Source organism: Ensifer sp. EB106-03-01-XG145 (assembly GCF_058792075.1).
This window is the reverse complement of the sequence record NZ_JBYTEC010000005.1, coordinates 324,630-341,994: the sequence shown is the minus strand read 5'-3', so window position 1 is coordinate 341,994 and position 17,365 is coordinate 324,630. Positions and strand designations below refer to the sequence as shown.

The 17,365-nt window shown below is 65.7% G+C and carries 17 protein-coding genes; 8 read left to right on the top strand and 9 right to left on the bottom strand.

Features of this window, described 5'->3' with window-relative positions; translation table 11 throughout:
- Positions 1 to 37: 37 nt before the first annotated feature.
- The 5 genes from lpdA to AC3WWH_RS15930 form a co-directional block, all read right to left on the bottom strand.
- A complete protein-coding gene (lpdA, locus tag AC3WWH_RS15950) occupies positions 38 to 1,432 on the bottom strand; it encodes a dihydrolipoyl dehydrogenase (RefSeq protein ID WP_058325305.1) in 1,395 nt (464 codons plus the stop codon).
- A gap of 7 nt (positions 1,433 to 1,439) precedes the next feature.
- Entirely contained in the window at positions 1,440 to 2,723 is a 1,284-nt protein-coding gene (locus AC3WWH_RS15945) for a dihydrolipoamide acetyltransferase family protein (RefSeq protein WP_058325304.1), read from the bottom strand.
- Between the two features lies 1 nt (position 2,724).
- On the bottom strand, positions 2,725 to 3,738 hold the full coding sequence (locus AC3WWH_RS15940) for an alpha-ketoacid dehydrogenase subunit beta (protein ID WP_057254516.1): 1,014 nt from the start codon (positions 3,736 to 3,738) through the stop codon (positions 2,725 to 2,727).
- A gap of 1 nt (position 3,739) precedes the next feature.
- The gene (locus AC3WWH_RS15935) at positions 3,740 to 4,972 is read right to left on the bottom strand and encodes a 3-methyl-2-oxobutanoate dehydrogenase (2-methylpropanoyl-transferring) subunit alpha (RefSeq protein WP_057254517.1); all 1,233 of its coding nucleotides are present in this window, start codon (positions 4,970 to 4,972) and stop codon (positions 3,740 to 3,742) included.
- A 332-nt stretch (positions 4,973 to 5,304) separates the two neighbouring features.
- Positions 5,305 to 6,636: an NAD(P)/FAD-dependent oxidoreductase gene (locus AC3WWH_RS15930; protein ID WP_058325303.1), complete on the bottom strand. Its 1,332-nt coding sequence runs from the start codon at positions 6,634 to 6,636 to the stop codon at positions 5,305 to 5,307.
- 186 nt (positions 6,637 to 6,822) lie between these two features.
- On the opposite strand from AC3WWH_RS15930, the gene AC3WWH_RS15925 reads away from it, so the two are divergent.
- Positions 6,823 to 7,224 carry a winged helix-turn-helix domain-containing protein gene (locus AC3WWH_RS15925; protein ID WP_058325332.1) on the top strand — a complete coding sequence of 134 codons (402 nt, stop codon included), beginning with the start codon at positions 6,823 to 6,825 and terminating at the stop codon, positions 7,222 to 7,224.
- Here the strand turns inward: AC3WWH_RS15925 and modC are convergent.
- The 3 genes from modC to modA all read right to left on the bottom strand — a co-directional run bounded on the left by modC (position 7,218) and on the right by modA (position 9,948).
- Positions 7,218 to 8,291: a molybdenum ABC transporter ATP-binding protein gene (gene modC / locus AC3WWH_RS15920; RefSeq protein WP_058325302.1), complete on the bottom strand. Its 1,074-nt coding sequence runs from the start codon at positions 8,289 to 8,291 to the stop codon at positions 7,218 to 7,220. The genes AC3WWH_RS15925 and modC overlap by 7 nt on opposite strands.
- Entirely contained in the window at positions 8,288 to 8,989 is a 702-nt protein-coding gene (gene modB, locus AC3WWH_RS15915; RefSeq protein ID WP_058325301.1) for a molybdate ABC transporter permease subunit, read from the bottom strand. Before modB ends, modC begins: the two co-directional genes overlap by 4 nt.
- 167 nt (positions 8,990 to 9,156) lie before the next feature.
- Entirely contained in the window at positions 9,157 to 9,948 is a 792-nt protein-coding gene (gene modA, locus AC3WWH_RS15910; protein ID WP_058325300.1) for a molybdate ABC transporter substrate-binding protein, read from the bottom strand.
- A 225-nt stretch (positions 9,949 to 10,173) separates the two neighbouring features.
- On the opposite strand from modA, the gene ung reads away from it, so the two are divergent.
- The 6 genes from ung to AC3WWH_RS15880 all read left to right on the top strand — a co-directional run bounded on the left by ung (position 10,174) and on the right by AC3WWH_RS15880 (position 15,355).
- The gene (gene ung, locus AC3WWH_RS15905; protein WP_057254522.1) at positions 10,174 to 10,881 is read left to right on the top strand and encodes a uracil-DNA glycosylase; all 708 of its coding nucleotides are present in this window, start codon (positions 10,174 to 10,176) and stop codon (positions 10,879 to 10,881) included.
- Between the two features lie 95 nt (positions 10,882 to 10,976).
- Positions 10,977 to 11,747, top strand: a complete 771-nt coding sequence (gene cobF, locus AC3WWH_RS15900; protein WP_058325299.1) for a precorrin-6A synthase (deacetylating) — start codon at positions 10,977 to 10,979, stop codon at positions 11,745 to 11,747.
- Positions 11,748 to 11,857: 110 nt separating this feature from the next.
- A complete protein-coding gene (gene cobG, locus AC3WWH_RS15895; RefSeq protein ID WP_058325331.1) occupies positions 11,858 to 13,225 on the top strand; it encodes a precorrin-3B synthase in 1,368 nt (455 codons plus the stop codon).
- A 2-nt stretch (positions 13,226 to 13,227) separates the two neighbouring features.
- A complete protein-coding gene (locus AC3WWH_RS15890; RefSeq protein WP_058325298.1) occupies positions 13,228 to 13,860 on the top strand; it encodes a precorrin-8X methylmutase in 633 nt (210 codons plus the stop codon).
- Entirely contained in the window at positions 13,857 to 14,594 is a 738-nt protein-coding gene (locus AC3WWH_RS15885) for a precorrin-2 C(20)-methyltransferase (protein WP_058325297.1), read from the top strand. Before AC3WWH_RS15890 ends, AC3WWH_RS15885 begins: the two co-directional genes overlap by 4 nt.
- Positions 14,591 to 15,355, top strand: coding sequence for a precorrin-3B C(17)-methyltransferase (locus AC3WWH_RS15880; RefSeq protein WP_057254526.1), 765 nt, complete (start codon positions 14,591 to 14,593; stop codon positions 15,353 to 15,355). The genes AC3WWH_RS15885 and AC3WWH_RS15880 overlap by 4 nt, the downstream gene beginning before the upstream one ends.
- Here the strand turns inward: AC3WWH_RS15880 and AC3WWH_RS15875 are convergent.
- On the bottom strand, positions 15,334 to 16,119 hold the full coding sequence (locus tag AC3WWH_RS15875; RefSeq protein WP_057254815.1) for a cobalt-precorrin-6A reductase: 786 nt from the start codon (positions 16,117 to 16,119) through the stop codon (positions 15,334 to 15,336). The two genes, AC3WWH_RS15880 and AC3WWH_RS15875, sit on opposite strands and share 22 nt — an antisense overlap.
- Here AC3WWH_RS15875 and AC3WWH_RS15870 point away from each other — a divergent pair.
- Positions 16,088 to 17,329, top strand: a complete 1,242-nt coding sequence (locus AC3WWH_RS15870; RefSeq protein ID WP_058325296.1) for a bifunctional cobalt-precorrin-7 (C(5))-methyltransferase/cobalt-precorrin-6B (C(15))-methyltransferase — start codon at positions 16,088 to 16,090, stop codon at positions 17,327 to 17,329. The genes AC3WWH_RS15875 and AC3WWH_RS15870 overlap by 32 nt on opposite strands.
- Positions 17,330 to 17,365: the final 36 nt, after the last annotated feature.

Here is a 17,365-nt window from a genome sequence, read left to right as displayed (position 1 = left end):
CCATACGGCAATGGTTGGCGCTAGTGGGTGGCCACCGTCAGATATGCAGCGCGTGCCCCAGTGCCTTCAGCGCGGACTCCTGGAAGGCCTCCGATTGTGTCGGGTGGGCATGGATCGTGCCGGCGATGTCTTCGAGCCGCGCGCCCATCTCAATCGCCAGGCTGAAGCTTGCCGAGAGTTCCGAGACGCCGTGGCCGACGGCCTGGATGCCGAGCACCAGGTGGTTGTCGGCGCGGGCAACGATGCGGACAAAACCGTCTTCCGCAAGCGTCGTCATCGCCCGGCCGTTCGCCTGGAAGGGGAACTGGCCGATCTTGATCTCGATGCCGCTCGCGCGCGCCTCGTCGGGTGAGAGCCCTGATGTGACGATCTCGGGATCGGTGAAGCAGACGGCGGGGATGCAGCGCTTGTCCCAACTGCGCTTGTGGCCGGCGACGATCTCCGCCACCATTTCGCCTTGCGCCATGGCGCGGTGCGCCAGCATCGGCTCGCCGGTGACGTCGCCGATCGCGTAGATGCCGCGCATGGACGTCCGGCACTGGTCGTCGATGCGGATGAAGCGGCCGGTACGGTCGAGGTCGATCTCCTCCAGGCCGAAGCCTTCGGTCACCGGCTTGCGGCCGACGGTGACGAGCACCTTTTCGGCGGCGACATCGATGGCGCGACCGTTGTGCTCGGCATGCAGGCTGCCGGTCTCGGCGGAGTAGCTCTTGGCAACCGTCTGGGTGAAGACTTCGATGCCGAGCTCGCCGAGGCGCTTGGCGATCGGCTTCGTCAGATCCGCGTCGTACTGCGGCAGGATGCGCGTCAGCGCCTCGACGATGGTGACATGGCTGCCGAGCTTGGCGAAGGCGGTGCCCAGTTCCAGACCGATATAGCCGCCGCCGATGACGGCGAGGCTCTTCGGCACGCTCTTCAGCGACAAGGCTTCCGTCGAGGAAATGATCGGCCCGCCGAAGGGCAGGTCCGGCAGTTCGACCGGCGCCGAGCCCGTGGCAATGACGATCGCTTCGGCGCGGATGCGCTGCAGCCCGATTTCGGTCTCGACATCGACGGTCTTGCCATCGACGAAGCGGGCGGCGCCGATCACGGCCTTGACGCCGGCCTTTTTCAGAAGCCCGGTGACGCCGCCGTTCAGCCGGCCGACGATGCCGTCCTTCCAGGCGACGGTATGGGCGAGGTCGATCGACGGATTGGCCAGAGAGAGGCCGAGCGGGTTGCGGCCGGAGGCGGCCGCGCGCAGCTTGTGAAACTCTTCGGCCGCGTGGATCAGGGCCTTCGAGGGAATGCAGCCGACATTGAGGCAGGTGCCGCCGGCCTTGGCCTTTTCGACGATGACCGTGTCGATGCCCAGCTGGCCGGCGCGGATGGCTGCGATGTAGCCGCCGGGGCCGGCGCCGATCACGAGCAGCTTGCAGGAAATTTCCTTCATGATCGCCTCAGGCCTCCACGAATATAAGCGCCGGCGTTTCGAGCAGGGTCTTCAGCCGCTGCACGAAGACGGCCGCATCCCAGCCGTCGATGACGCGGTGATCGAAGCTCGAGGACAGGTTCATGATCTTGCGCGGCACGAACTGCGTGCCGTCCCAGACGGGCCGGATCGCAAGCTTGTTGACGCCGACGATCGCCACTTCCGGATGGTTGATGACCGGGGTGGTGACGATGCCGCCGAGCGCGCCGAGCGACGAGATGGTGATCGTCGACCCGGTCAACTCGTCGCGGGTGGCCGTGCCGGTGCGGGCCGCTTCCGCCAGGCGGTTGAGTTCGGTGGCGCAATCCCAGATGCCGCGTGCCTCGGCATGGCGCATGACCGGGACGGTGAGGCCGGCGGGTGTCTGGGTGGCGATGCCGATGTGGACGGCGTGATGGCGGTGGATGATGCCGGGACCGTCGTCGAAGATCGCGTTGACGGCGGGCTGATCGGCAATGGTGCGGACCAGCGCGCGCATCAGATAGGGCAGGATCGTCAGCTTCGGCTGGTCCGGCTTGCGGTCGCGGTTCATCGTCGTCCGCAGGTCCTCGAGCGCTGTCATATCCACTTCTTCCACATAGGTGATGTGGGGAATGCGCGAGGTCGAAAGCGACATCTTCTCGGCGATGCGGCGGCGAAGGCCGGTCACCTTGATCTCGTCGACCGCGGTCTTGCGCTGCAGGCCGGCGGGCGCCGGCGCCGGCTGGGCGCCGCGGGCGATGAACTGGTCGAGATCATCATGAGTGATGCGGCCGGCCGGACCGGTGCCGGCCACCTGACGCAGATCGACGCCGCTTTCCTTGGCGCGCAGGCGCACGGCCGGCGAGGCCAGTGCTTTTTCCAGCCGCTCGCCGGTCGCGTGGCCATTCGCGATCGGTGCCTTCGCCTCGACTTTGACGGGTTGCGTAGGCTTGGCGACTGGGGCGGTTGCCTCGACCTTTACGGCGGGCTGTTCTTCCGCCTTTGCTGCCAGTTTGTTGTCAACAGCCGGTGCGGCTGTTTCCCCCTCACCGGCGATTTCGATGCGCACCAGCGGCGCCTTCACCGCGACGGTGTCACCCACTTCGGCACCGAGCCAGAGCACGGTGCCGGTGACGGGCGAGGGGATTTCGACGGTCGCCTTGTCGGTCATGACGGCGGCGAGCACCATGTCCTCGCGAACGGGATCGCCAGGCTTCACGTGCCATTCCACGAGTTCGGCCTCGGCCACGCCTTCGCCGACATCCGGCATCTTGATTACGAATTCGCCCATCTCAGGCCTCCATCACTTCGACGAGCGCGCGTCCGACGCGCGCGGGGCCGGGGAAATAGTCCCATTCCTGGGCGTGCGGGTAGGGCGTGTCCCAGCCCGCAACGCGCACGACGGGCGCTTCGAGATGGTAGAAGCAATGCTCCTGAACGAGCGAGGCCACTTCGCCGCCGAAGCCTGACGTGAGCGTGGCCTCATGCACGACGACGCAGCGACCAGTCTTTTCCACCGACTTCACGATCGTATCGAGATCGAGTGGCAGCAGGCTGCGCAGGTCGATCACCTCGGCGTCGATACCGGTTTCCTCGGCCGCTGCAAGCGCCACGTGCACCATGGTGCCATAGGCGACGACGGTGACGGCGGAGCCCTGACGGCGGATCTCCGCCTTGCCGATCGGGATGGTGTAATGGCCTTCGGGTACTTCGCCGAGATCATGCTTCGACCACGGGATGACCGGCCGGTCGTGATGGCCGTCGAAGGGGCCGTTGTAGAGCCGTTTCGGCTCGAGGAACATCACCGGATCGGGATCTTCGATCGAAGCGATCAGCAGGCCCTTGGCGTCATAGGGATTGGAGGGCACCACGACCTTGAGGCCGCAGACATGGGTGAAGAGCGCTTCCGGGCTCTGGCTGTGGGTCTGGCCGCCGAAGATGCCGCCGCCGGTCGGCATGCGCAGCACGATCGGGCAGGTGAAATCGCCGTTGGAGCGGTAGCGGATGCGGGCCGCTTCCTGGGTGATCTGGTCATAGGCCGGGTACATGTAGTCGGCGAACTGGATCTCGACGCAGGGTTTCAATCCATAGGCCGCCATGCCGATCGCCGTGCCGACGATGCCGCTTTCGCTGATCGGCGCGTCGAAACAGCGGGTCTTGCCGTACTTCGCCTGGAGCCCTTGCGTGCAGCGGAAGACGCCGCCGAAATAGCCGACGTCCTCGCCGAAGACGACGACATTGTCGTCGCGCTCCATGGAGACGTCCATGGCGCTGCGCACGGCTTCGATCATTGTCATTCTGGCCATGTCAGTATCCTGCCTTCTGCCGCTGGCGGCGAATGTGCGGCGGCATCTCGGCATAGACGCCCTCGAAGATGTCGCGCACCGACGGCTTGCCGCCGGCATGCAAGGTGCCGTGGCCTTCGGCCTGTTTCTGTGCCTGGATTACCGCATCGACGATTTCGGCTTCCGCCTGGGTGTGGCGCTCTTCGGACCAGGCGCCGCGCAGGATCAGGTGCTTTTTCAGCCGGAGGACGGGATCGCCGAGCGGCCAGGCCTCCGATTCCGTCTTCGGTCGGTAGGCGCTCGGGTCGTCGGAGGTCGAATGCGCGCCGACGCGATAGGTGACGTATTCGATCAGCGTCGGCCCGAGATTGCGCCTTGCGCGCTCGGCCGCCCATTTGGCGACGGCGTAAACGGCGAGGTAGTCGTTGCCGTCGACGCGCAGCGCCGGGATGCCGAAGCCGAGGCCGCGGGCTGCAAAGGTGCCGGAGCCGCCGCGGGCAATGCCCTGGAAGGTCGAGATCGCCCACTGATTGTTGACGATGTTGAGGATGACAGGCGCCTTGTAGGTGGAGGCGAAGACCAGCGCCGAGTGGAAGTCCGATTCCGCCGTCGAGCCGTCACCGATCCAGGCCGCGGCGATCTTGGTGTCGCGCTTGATCGCGGACGCCATCGCCCAGCCGACAGCCTGCACATATTGCGTTGCGAGGTTGCCGGAGATGGTGAAGAAGCCGTGCTCCTTGGAGGAATACATGATCGGCAGCTGGCGGCCGCGCAACGGGTCGCTCTCGTTCGAGAAGATCTGGTTCATCATCTCGACCATGGGATAGCCGTCGGCGATCAGGAGACCCGCCTGACGATAGGTCGGGAAGTTCATGTCGCCCTTCACCAGCGCCTTGCGGAAGGCGCAACTGACGGCCTCTTCGCCGAGATGCTGCATGTAGAACGAGGTCTTGCCCTGACGCTGCGCCATCACCATGCGCGCGTCGAAGGCGCGCAGCGTCATCATGTGCTTGAGACCAGCCAGAAGCTCGTCGTCGGACAGCAGACCGGCCCAGGGGCCGACCGCTTCGCCGTCGCGGTTCAGGACGCGAATGATCGAATAGGCGAGATCGCGCATCTCTTCCGGCGCGACGTCCACCTCCGGGCGCGGAACGGAGCCGGCTTTCGGGATCTTGACGTTGGAGAAATCCGGCTGGCCGCCGGGCCGAACGGCGGGTTCGGGGACATGCAGGCTAAGTCGATCGAGATCGCTCATGCGTTTTCCGGCCTCCTCCGGAGTGCGCAGCGCACCAATTCGAGAGCGGGAAAACGGTAGGCTTGACGTATCAGGGGAACGTGCCTTCCGACCCCACAAGGCTCCTCCGCCCGAGGTCTGCACAGACTCCTCCTTAAGCCCCGTTCTCCCGACGGGAATGCTCACAGACTGCCACGAGTTCCGGGGCTAATGAAGGTCTTTCGGCATCGAGGGGTGGGCTGGAGCGAAGAAAGATAGAATCCTGCCGGGAGTGCGCTCACGCGTTGTGTTGCGCATGGCCTTGCCGGTCGCTGCTTGTAATTTTCTTTCGCGGGCGTTTCGCCGTACGGCGATCAAACCGGCGGGGCGATCGCAATCGGCGTCCCATCGAGGAAGCGCGAGAGCCGGAATGGGGTGGGGTCGACGACCGGTTTGTCTCCGGTCACGAGATCCGCAACGAGATGCCCGGCGCCCGGTCCGATGCCGAAACCGTGGCCCGAAAATCCGGTCGCGATGATCAGTCCCGGAACGCCTTCTGCCGCTGAAATCACCGGAACGGCATCCGGCGTCACGTCGATCAGGCCGGCCCAGATCTGCTGCACCTTGGCTTCACGCAGAAATGGGAAGGCTTTTGCGGCGGCGTCGAGAGCATGAAGTGCGCGGCGCGAATCCGGGTTGGGGTCAAGCACGCGGTGACGCTCGAAGGCGCCCGGGCGATCGAGCGGGACGGCGCCGATTTCGAACAGCTCGTTCCAGCTCTGGGCGCTGAGGCCGACCTGCACGGCCTCGCCTTCCGCCTTTCGCGCCGGCTGGAAATCGCGGAAGAACGCGAAGCTATCGGGCACGATCGCGTGCAGATTGGCCGCGCCGTCGGCAATCGTGTAGCCGCCATCGAACCGCTTGCGATAGGCGTAAGTTGCGGTCGCGCCCGCACCCTCTGGACCTCCGGAAACGGGTCCGGTTCTCAAGACCGTGTTGCGCACTTTCAGTTGCGGCAGGCGGATGCCGAGGCGCTTGAGCAACAGTCGCGACCAGGCACCGCCGGCGACGACGACCGTCGAAGTTTCGATGCGACCCTTCTCGGTCACAACCGCGGAGATCCGCCCGGCCGTCCTCTCGACGCCGCGCACGGCGCAGCCGGTGACGATGCGTGCCCCGGCGCGGCGAGCGCCGGCGACGATCGCGGGCACGGCCTTTTGCGGTTCTGCCCGGCCGTCGCTTGGGGTGAAGAGCGCACCTTCATAGCGAAGGGCGGCGCCCGGCATTGCCGCCGCGGTCGCATCAGCGCCAAGCTGCCGACTGTCGACGCCATAGGGTTGGGCCATTGCGAGCCAGGCATCGCGGTTGGCGACATCACGTTCATTCTCGGAGATGTAGAGAATGCCGCTGCGGCGAAAGCCGGTCTCGCCGCCAATGCGGGCGTCGAGCGTGTCCCAGATCCTCAGCGCCTCGATCGCCAGTGGGATCTCGCGCTCGTCGCGGCCCATGACCCGCACCCAGCCCCAGTTGCGGCTCGACTGCTCCGCTCCGGGCATGCCTTTCTCGCAAAGCACGACATCGATGCCGCGTTCGGCGAGGAAGAGGGCTGTGCTGACGCCGATGATACCACCACCGACGATGACGACGTCGGCCTTGGCGGGCAGGGCGGTATCGGTGGCGATGGGATCAAGCGCGGGACCGGGCATGGGGAGGTACTTTCGGGCAGGACGTGTCACGGTCATCGGTGCATGCCGCCGCCGCGAGATCAAGACCTGCTATCTGGCCATTGCTCGAAAGCTAGGGTTTGCCGGCTCACTTTGTTTGGGAAAGCTGGTCCGCCTCGCCATCGGGCGGACTTCCGGTTTGCCCGGGGAGCTTCTATGCTCGCCCGCATGAGTGAGAGCCGCCCCGATCTTCGCCCCGTCCTGCGCATCGATTTTCCGCCCGCCGCCCGGCTCGGCCGCGGCAAGATCATGCTGTTGGAGTTGATCCGCGAGACCGGGTCGATCTCTGCGGCCGGCCGGGCGATGGACATGTCCTATCGGCGCGCCTGGCTGCTGGTCGATGCTTTGAACCGGATGTTCTCCGAGCCTTCGGTCGAGTCGCAGCGCGGCGGCAAACAGGGTGGCGGGGCGCAGGTGACACCTTTTGGCGAAACGTTGATCCGGCGCTACCGCGAGATGGAGGAAAAAACGCAAGCCGCGATCGCCGAGGATCTTGCCTGGCTCGAATCCGTTCGCGGCAGCGATCCGCCAGCAGGCGCTGGCGAGGTCGTTCCGGGCAAAGCTCAGTGATCGATCGCCACCGATTTTATGATGGCGTAGACCGTCTTGCCGGGAACAAGCGCAAGCGCGTCGCGTGAAAACCGAGTGATGCGGGCGGCAATCGTCGCATCGCCGCAAGTCACCCTGACATCGACGCTGCCGTCTTCCTCCGTCGCGATCGCAAGGATGCGCCCTTCCAGCACGTTGAGCGCGCTGATCTCCACAGGTCTTGATGTCGCCAGCATGACGTCGCGCGCGGCGACGTGCAGGCGAAGCCTGCTGCCGGGTGCCGCGCTGACACCCGCAATGCGCAGCCGTTCCCGTCCGACCCGGACCGTCGTCAGTTCGTGGGACGGATCGGTTCCCTCGACCACGCCTTCCAGCAGGACGCCGGCCTCGCGCCTGCCGGTGGCGAGCATGGCGGCCGGCGCGCTCAAGACCTCGGCGGCCGCGCCCGATGCGGTGACCCGGCCGTTTTCGAGGACGACGACGCGGCGCGCCAGCCGGGCGACTTCGCCGACGGAATGGCTGACATAGACGATCGGGATGCCAGCATCGTCACGCAGCCGTTCGAGATAGGGCAGGATCTCGGCCTTGCGGGCCTCGTCGAGCGCCGCGAGCGGTTCATCCATCAGGAGCAGGCGGGGTGCTGCCAGCAGCGCACGGCCGATCGCGATGCGCTGCCTTTCGCCGCCGGAAAGGGCTGAAGGGTTGCGTTCCAGCAGATGGCCGATGCCGAGCATCTCGACAATGCGCGCAAAGTCGCCACCGGCGCCGCTCTTGCCGGCGAACCAGCGGCCATAGGCAAGATTACGGCGCACGCTCAAATGCGGAAAGAGGCGCGCTTCCTGAAAGACGTAGCCGAAGCGGCGGCGATGCACGGGCGTGAAGACCCGACGCTCGCTGTCGGCAATGACGTCGCCATCGAGCACAACGCGACCGCTTTGCGGTTTCAACAACCCGGCGATGATATTGATCAGCGAGGTCTTGCCGGAGCCGGAGCGACCGAACAGCGCCGTAACGCCGCCGTCCGAGGTGAAAGCGGCATCGAGCGAGAAGTTGCCGAACTGGTGGCGGGCTTCGACGGTGAGGCTCATTGGGCCGCCACCCGACGGGCGGCGAAGGTCGCCAGCAGTTCGGAGAAAATGAGCGCGGCCATGGAAATGACGATCGAAATGATCGTCAACCGCATGGCACCGGCGTCGCCGCCCGGCACCTGGGTGAAGGTGTAGATGGCGGAGGAAAGCGTCTGCGTTTCCCCGGGAATATTGGAGACGAAGGTGATCGTCGCGCCGAACTCGCCCATCGCCTTGGCAAAGGCGATGATCATGCCGGCGATGATGCCGGGGATGATCAGCGGCAAGGTGACGGTGGCAAACACCCAGAGCGGGCTGGCACCGAGCGTGGTCGCTGCGTCTTCCAGCTTGCGGTCGACTGCTTCGATCGACAGGCGGATGCTGCGCACCATCAGCGGAAAGGCCATGACCGCTGAGGCAAGCGCCGCGCCGGTCCAGCGGAAGGAGAAGACCAGGCCGAAGTAGTCGGCAAAAAAGGCGCCGAGCGGTCCGCGCCTGCCGAAGAGCAGGAGCAGCAGGAAACCGGTAACGACCGGCGGCAGGATCAGCGGCAGGTGAACGAGACCATTCAGCAGCGTCTTGCCCCAGAAACGGCCGCGGGCGAGCATCATGGCGATGGCGAGCGCGAAGGGCAGGCTGCAGATCATCGCGACGGTTGCGACGCGCAGGCTCAAAAGGATCGCCGTCCATTCCGCATCGCTTACTGCAAGCCAGTCCAACAGATGTCGCTCCCCGATACGAGGCTGGTGAGATGTGGCTGTCCGCCTGCATCCGCCCCTGCCTCTGACGAATGATTGCGTCGCCCGCGTTTGGGCGCGGGCGACGCGTGACGATAGATGCTTCGCCTGCCTCTGGACAGCCGAGATCCACCGTCTTTTCAGGCCGATTACTTAAGGACGGTGAAGCCCTGCTTTTCGAAGAGGGCGGCAGCCTTTGCCGACTTGACGAAGTCGACATAGGCGGCGGCATCCGGGCTCTTGCTCTCGGCGGTGATCGCGATCGGATAGATGATCGGCGGATGGCTGTCTTCCGGGAAGGTACCGACGACCTTCACGCCCGGGTCGGCGGCCGCGTCGGTCTGGTAGACGATGCCATAGGGTGCTTCGCCGCGCGAGACGAGGAGGAGTGCCGCGCGCACGCTTTCGGCGCCGGCGACCTTGGGCTCTACGGCCTTCCAGGCGCCGAGCTTTTCGAGCGCCGCCTTGCCGTATTTGCCGGCCGGAACGGAATCGACGGCACCCATGGCGAGGCGACCGTCGCCGAGCATGGCTGCCAGGTCGAAGCCCTGCTTGATATCGACGGCTGCTGCGTCGGCCTTGCCGGAAACGAGTACGATGCGGTTGCCGAGCAGGTTGGAGCGGGTGTCGTCCTTGATCAACTTCTTGTCCGTGAGATAGTCCATCCAGGCGAGGTCGGCGGAGATGAAGACATCGGCCGGTGCACCCTGCTCGACCTGCTTGGCGAGCGCCGAGCTTGCCGCGTAGGAAACGGTCGTTTCCTTGCCGCTTTCCTTCCGCCACTCGGCATTGATCGCATCGAGCGCGTTCTTGAGGCTAGCGGCCGCAAAGACCGTTACCTTCTCTTCGGCCTGCGCCGATGCCGGCATGACGGTGGTACCGGCCCAGGCGAGGCAGAGTGTCAACACCAGGCCCTTCAGCCAGTCTCTTCTCTTGATCATCGATTTCCTCCAACGAAGCGTGATATCTCTTAGGATACAACGATATCGCTTCCTGATTAGCGTTGTATCCATTGAAATACAATGCTCTTGCAGACGGCTAGCGCAGCGTCCGGCGCGCCCATCCGCTCCAGGCAAAAGCCGTGCAACATCCGCGATAGGGCTTGCGATGGCGGTCGGGCGGCCTAAATTGCTGGCCTCGAAGCCAATTGATGGACCGGAGGTGCGATGGAAACGGCGGTGAAGCTCGAAGAGAGCTGGAAGGCAGCGCTGGCGCCGGAATTTTCCAGCGCCTATATGGCCGAGCTCAAGCAGTTCCTGCTCGCCCAAAGGAACGAAGGCAGACAGATTTTTCCGCGGGGACCTGAATACTTCCGCGCGCTCGACCTGACGCCGCTCGACAAAGTGCGCGTCGTCATCCTCGGCCAGGACCCCTATCACGGCGACGGCCAGGCGCACGGGCTCTGCTTCAGCGTGCGCCCCGGTATCCGAACACCGCCCTCGCTCGTCAACATCTATAAGGAACTGAATACAGATCTCGGCATTCCGCCGGCGCGACACGGCTTCCTCGAAAGCTGGGCGAAGCAAGGTGTGCTGCTCTTAAACAGCGTGCTGACGGTGGAGCGCGGCAATGCGGCGTCACACCAGGGGCGCGGTTGGGAGAAGTTCACGGACGCAATCATCCGCGCGGTCAACGAGGCGGATCATCCCGTCGTCTTCATGCTCTGGGGTTCCTACGCGCAGAAGAAGGCGGCCTTCGTCGACCGGTCGCGCCATCTGGTGCTGCGCGCGCCGCATCCTTCGCCCTTGTCGGCCCATTCCGGTTTTCTCGGCTGCCGGCATTTCTCCCAGGCCAATGCCTTCCTGGAATCCAAGGGTTTTGATCCGATCGACTGGCGGCTGCCCGAAGATCCGGCTGTCGCCGAAATGAACTGAGGTCGGCGTTGACGTTTCCGCTGTCGCGGTGAGGTCTTGCGCCGGAGACGGCGATCCGCCAAACACGCCGAGAGAAGGCAGGCGGAGGCGAGGACATGCGCAAAATTCTGATCATCGGCATCGGTTCGGGCAATCCGGAGCATATGACGGTACAGGCGATCAATGCGCTGAACCGCGCCGACGTGCTGTTCATCCCGACCAAGGGGGCGAAGAAGACCGAGCTGGCCGAAGTGCGCCGCGACATCTGCGCCCGCTACGTGACGCGCGGCGACAGCCGCACGGTCGAATTCGCTGTGCCGGTGCGCCGCACCGAGGGCGTCAGCTACGACGGCAGCGTCGACGACTGGCACGCTCAGATCGCTGCGATCTACGAGGGGTTGCTGGCGAAGGAATTGGGCGAGGATGGAACCGGCGCGTTTCTCGTCTGGGGCGATCCGATGCTCTATGACAGCACCATCCGCATCGTCGAGCGGGTCAAGGCGCGCGGGCAGGTTGCCTTCGACTATGACGTCGTTCCGGGGATCACCAGCCTGCAGGCGCTCTGCGCCAGCCACCGCATTCCGCTGAACCTCGTCGGCAAGCCGGTGGAGATCACCACCGGGCGCCGGTTGCACGAGAGCTTTCCGGAAAAGAGCCAGACTTCCGTCGTGATGCTCGACGGCGAGCAGGCGTTTCAGCGGATCGACGATCCGGATGCCGAGATCTACTGGGGCGCCTATCTCGGTACGCCGGATGAGATCGTCATTTCCGGCCGCGTTGCCGAGGTGAAGGACCGGATCCTCGAAACAAGGGCGTCGGCGCGCGAGAGGATGGGCTGGATCATGGACATCTACCTGCTTCGCAAAGGTGTCGACTTCGAGGAGTGAGGACGCCGGACAGACCGCGCCGTGATTGATCTCACTCAAGGTTTGCGGCTGTGTTATAGCGTCTTAAGGGGCTTCTTCAGGGAGGAGAACCTCGAGCGATGACGGATTTGATGAGCACCTGTGCCCTTCCATCGACTGCAGAACCCGGTGCCAGCGCCTCGATGCGGCGCGGCGCCTGTCCGTCGCTCGCCGCACCGATGCAGACCGGCGATGGCCTGCTCGTGCGGCTCAGGCCCGATGACGACAGCCTGATCATTCCCAAGGTCATCGCGCTTGCGGCCGCCGCCGAGACATTCGGCAACGGCATCATCGAGATTACCGCGCGCGGAAACCTGCAGTTGCGCGGCCTGAGCGAGGCGACGGTGCCGGCGCTGGCGCAGGCGATCGGGGATGCCGAGATCATGATCGCCGAGGGCCTTGCGATTGAGGTGCCGCCATTGGCCGGTATCGATCCGACAGAGATCGCCGATCCCCGATCGATCGCGGCAGGGCTTCGGGAAGCCCTGCAGGCGCGCCGGCCGATGCTGAGGCTTGCGCCCAAATTGTCGGTCGTCATCGACGGTGGCGGACGCTTTGGTCTTGGTGCTGTGGTTGCCGATATTCGCCTTCAGGCGCTTTCGACGCCCGACGGCTCTGGATGGCTGCTGTCGCTGGGCGGGACGGCAGCGAAGGGATCGATCATCGGGACGTTTGCCGGCAACGCGGTCGTGCCGGCCTTGATCACCATTCTCGAAAAACTGGCGAGCCTCGGCACGACGGCGCGCGGGCGCGATCTGGACCCGGCGGAAGTCCGCGCCCTTTGTCGGTGCGAGGCATTGTCCGAATGTCCGGCAGTTCTGAGTTCGGCCTCGATTCCCGGCAGTCATGACCTCGGTGACGCCGGGGTCGTTCTTGGTCTCGGCCTTGCCTTTGCACAGGTGGAAGCCTCCGCGCTGGCGGCCTTCCTCCATCAGGTCCAGGAGCTTGGCGCCACTGCGATCCGGCTTGCGCCGGGGCACGCCTTCTTCGTGCTTGGCCTCAGCCACGAGACCGCGGCTGTCGCCCAGAGCCTGGCAGCGGCGCATGGTTTTCGCATCGTCGAAGACGACCCGCGCAACGCGATCGCCACCTGCGCCGGCAGCAAGGGCTGCGCCTCCGCGTGGATGGAGACCAAGGGCATGGCACAAAGCCTTGTCGAGATGGCGCCCGAGCTGCTCGACGGCTCGCTTACCGTGCATCTTTCCGGCTGCGCGAAGGGCTGTGCCCGACCGAGGCCATCGGAGCTGACGTTGGTCGGTGCGTCATCAGGATACGGCCTTGTCGTAAATGGGGCTGCCAACGGCTTGCCAACCGCCTACACCGATGAGAATGGAGTGAAATCCGCGCTTGCCCGCCTCGGCCGGCTGGTGCGGCAAAACAAAGACGCTGGCGAATCGGCGCAGTCCTGTCTTACACGGCTCGGAGCTGCGCGCGTCTCGGCAGCGTTCGAACAGGAATAGACATGCCTGAGTATGATTACATCCGCGATGGCAACGCCATCTACGAGCGTTCCTTCGCGATCATCCGCGCCGAGGCCGACCTTTCCGGATTCTCCGAGGAGGAAGCGGATCTGGCGGTGCGCATGGTGCATGCCTGCGGCTCCGTCGAAGCGACCAAGCAGTTCGTCTTCTCTCCCGATTTCGTGACCTCGGCCCGCGCGGCGCTCAAGGCCGGCGCGCCGATCCTTTGCGATGCCGAGATGGTCGCGCACGGTATCACCCGCGCGCGGCTGCCGGCCGGTAACGAGGTGATCTGCACGCTGCGCGATCCGCGCACGCCTGAGATTGCCGCCGCGATCGGCAACACCCGCTCTGCCGCCGCGCTCAGGCTCTGGAGCGAGCGCCTGGCCGGGTCGGTCGTGGCGATCGGCAACGCGCCGACGGCCTTGTTTTTCCTGCTCGAAATGCTGCGTGACGGCGCGCCGAAGCCGGCGGCGATCCTCGGCATGCCCGTCGGTTTCGTCGGCGCGGCGGAATCGAAGGATGCGCTGGCCGAGAATTCCTATGGCGTTCCCTTCGCCATCGTGCGCGGTCGCCTCGGCGGTAGCGCCATGACGGCTGCGGCGCTGAATTCGCTCGCGAGGCCGGGCCTGTGAGCGGCGCCGGCGTGGGGCGCCTGATCGGCGTTGGAACCGGCCCGGGGGATCCGGAGCTCTTGACGGTCAAGGCGGTGAAGGCGCTGGGCGAAGCCGACGTGCTTGCCTATTTCGCCAAGGCCGGGCGCAGCGGCAACGGCCGCGCGGTCGTCGAAGGCCTGCTGAAGCCCGATCTCTTAGAGCTGCCGCTCTACTATCCGGTGACGACCGAGATCGACAAGGACGACGGCGCCTACAAGAGCCAGATCACCGATTTCTACAATGCATCCGCCGAAGCCGTGGCGGCGCATCTTCTCGCCGGGCGCACGGTCGCGGTGCTCAGCGAAGGCGATCCGCTGTTCTATGGCTCCTACATGCATCTGCATGTACGGTTGGCCAACCGTTTCCCGGTCGAGGTAATCCCCGGCATTACCGCGATGTCCGGCTGCTGGTCGCTTGCCGGCCTGCCGCTGGTGCAGGGCGATGATGTGCTCTCGGTGCTTCCGGGCACCATGGCCGAGGCCGAGCTTGGCCGGCGACTTGGGGACACGGAAGCCGCCGTCATCATGAAGGTCGGCCGCAACCTGCCGAAGATCCGCCGGGCGCTTGCCGCCTCGGGTCGTCTCGACCAGGCCGTCTATGTCGAGCGCGGCACGATGAAGAACGCGGCGATGACGGCGCTGGCCGACAAGGCCGATGACGAGGCGCCCTATTTCTCGCTGGTGCTCGTGCCCGGCTGGAAGGACAGGCCATGACCGGTACGCTCTATGTGGTCGGCACCGGCCCGGGCAGCCCGAAGCAGATGACGCCGGAGACGGCGGAAGCTGTTGCGGCGGCGGAAGAGTTTTACGGCTATTTTCCCTATCTCGATCGGCTGAACCTGCGTCCCGACCAGCTGCGCGTCGCCTCCGACAATCGCGAGGAGCTCGACCGGGCACAGGTGGCGCTGACGCGGGCTGCTGCCGGCGTGAAGGTCTGTATGGTCTCCGGCGGCGATCCCGGTGTCTTTGCGATGGCGGCTGCAGTCTGCGAGGCGATCGACAAGGGGCCGGCGGAATGGAAATCGGTCGAACTGGTGATTACGCCCGGCGTGACCGCGATGCTCGCCGTCGCCGCCCGTATCGGCGCGCCGCTCGGTCATGATTTCTGCGCGATGTCTCTCTCCGACAACCTGAAGCCCTGGGAAGTCATTACCCGGCGCTTGCGGCTGGCGGCGGAAGCAGGCCTCGTCATTGCGCTCTACAATCCGATCAGCAAGGCACGCCCGTGGCAACTCGGCGAAGCCTTCGAGATCCTGCGCGGTGTGCTGCCGGCAACGGTGCCGGTCATCTTCGGCCGCGCGGCCGGACGGCCGGACGAGCGGATCGCGGTGATGCCGCTTAGCGAAGCCGATGCCAATCGCGCCGACATGGCGACCTGCGTCATCATCGGCTCTCCGGAAACCCGCATCGTCGAGCGGGATGGGCAGCCCGATCTCGTCTACACGCCGCGCTTCTATGCGGGGGCGAGCCAGTGAGCGATGCGGTCGAGTGCCTCGCCGCAACTGCTAACGGCGGGCACGTCCGTCGGTTTGCGCCGCTCGACCATGATCACCTCGATGCCGAGCCGGCGCGCCGCGGCGATCTTGCCATAGGTGGCGCTGCCGCCGCTGTTCTTGGCGACGATCACGTCGATCTTCCGGCTCTCGAGCAGCACAGCCTCGTCGGCTTCCTTGAAGGGGCCGGTCGCCAGGATTGCCTCCTGGTCGGGCAGGTTAAGCGGTGGAGTGACCGGATCGACGCTGCGGATAACGTAGCTGTGCTGCGGGGCTGCCTCGAAGTGGAAAGCCTCCTGCCTGCCGATGGCGAGGAAGACGCGCCGGCGGCGATCGCCAAGCGCGCTCACCGCTTCGACAACGCTGTCGACGGTGGTCCAGCGATCGCCGGGCAGGGGCAGCCATTCCGGTCGGCGCAGGGCAAGCAGCGGAATTCCGGTTCGTTGCGCCGCTTCCGCGGCGTTGTGCGATATGCGCGCGGCAAAGGGATGCGTGGCGTCGACCAGCAGGGCGATGTTTTCGTCGCGCAGGAAGTGCGCCAGCCCATCGGCGCCGCCGAAACCGCCGATGCGGGTCTTGACCGGCTGCGGCCGCGGGTCGGCGGTACGACCGGCAAGCGAGATTGCGGTGTCGTAGCGGGCGTCTTCGGCCAACCGGCGCGCCAGTTCGCGCGCCTCGGTGGTGCCGCCCAATATCAGAACACGAGGTTTTTCCATGGCTGACGTGTCGAACAGCGAACCCGCCATCGTCTCCCCCTGGCTGACCGTCATCGGTATCGGTGAAGATGGTGTAGCGGGTCTCGGCGACGAGGCCAAGCGGTTGATCGCCGAGGCACCCGTCGTCTATGGCGGTCATCGCCACCTGGAGCTCGCCGCTCCCCTTATCACAGGCGAGGCTCATCATTGGCAGAGCCCGCTCGAGCGCTCGGTGGTGGAAATCGTCGGTCGCCGTGGCAGCCCCGTGGTGGTGCTTGCCTCGGGCGACCCATTCTTCTTCGGCGTCGGGGTGACGCTGGCGCGCCGTATTGCGTCTGCCGAAATCCGCACGCTCCCCGCACCGTCCTCGATCAGCCTTGCCGCCTCGCGGCTGGGCTGGGCCTTGCAGGATGCGACGCTCGTCTCGGTGCATGGACGTCCGCTCGATCTGGTGCGGCCGCACCTGCATCCGGGCGCGCGCGTGCTGACGCTGACATCGGACGGGGCCGGCCCGCGGGACCTGGCCGAGCTGCTGGTCGCCAGCGGCTTCGGTCAGTCCCGGCTGACGGTTCTGGAGGCGCTCGGCGGCGCCGGCGAACGGGTGACGACGCAGATCGCCTCGCGTTTCATGCTCGGCCTCGTGCACCCCTTGAATGTCTGCGCCATCGAGGTGACGGCCGACGAGGGCGCACGCATCCTGCCGCTTGCGGCCGGCCGCGACGACGCGCTGTTCGAACATGACGGCCAGATCACCAAGCGCGAGGTGCGGGCTTTGACGCTGTCAGCACTGGCGCCGCGCAAGGGCGAACTGCTCTGGGATATCGGCGGCGGCTCCGGCTCGATCGGTATCGAATGGATGCTCTCCGACCCGACCATGCGCGCGATCTCCATCGAAGTGTCGCCGGAGCGTGCGGTCCGCATCGGCCGCAACGCGACAATGTTCGGTGTGCCGGGGCTGACGGTGGTCGAAGGTGATGCGCCGGCCGCCCTTGCCGGCCTGCCGCAGCCCAATGCGATCTTCATCGGCGGCGGCGGCAGCGAAGCCGGCGTGATGGAGGCCGCGATCGCGGCGCTCGGGCCTGGTGGACGTCTGGTCGCCAACGCGGTGACGACGGACATGGAAGCGGTGCTGCTCGATCATCACGCGCGGCTCGGTGGCTCGCTGATCCGCATCGATATCGCACGAGCCGGTCCCGTTGGCGCGATGACCGGATGGCGGCCTGCCATGCCGGTGACCCAGTGGTCCTGGGCGAAGAGCTAGAACAATACCAGCAGTGCGAAGCGGTTTTGCGTCCGG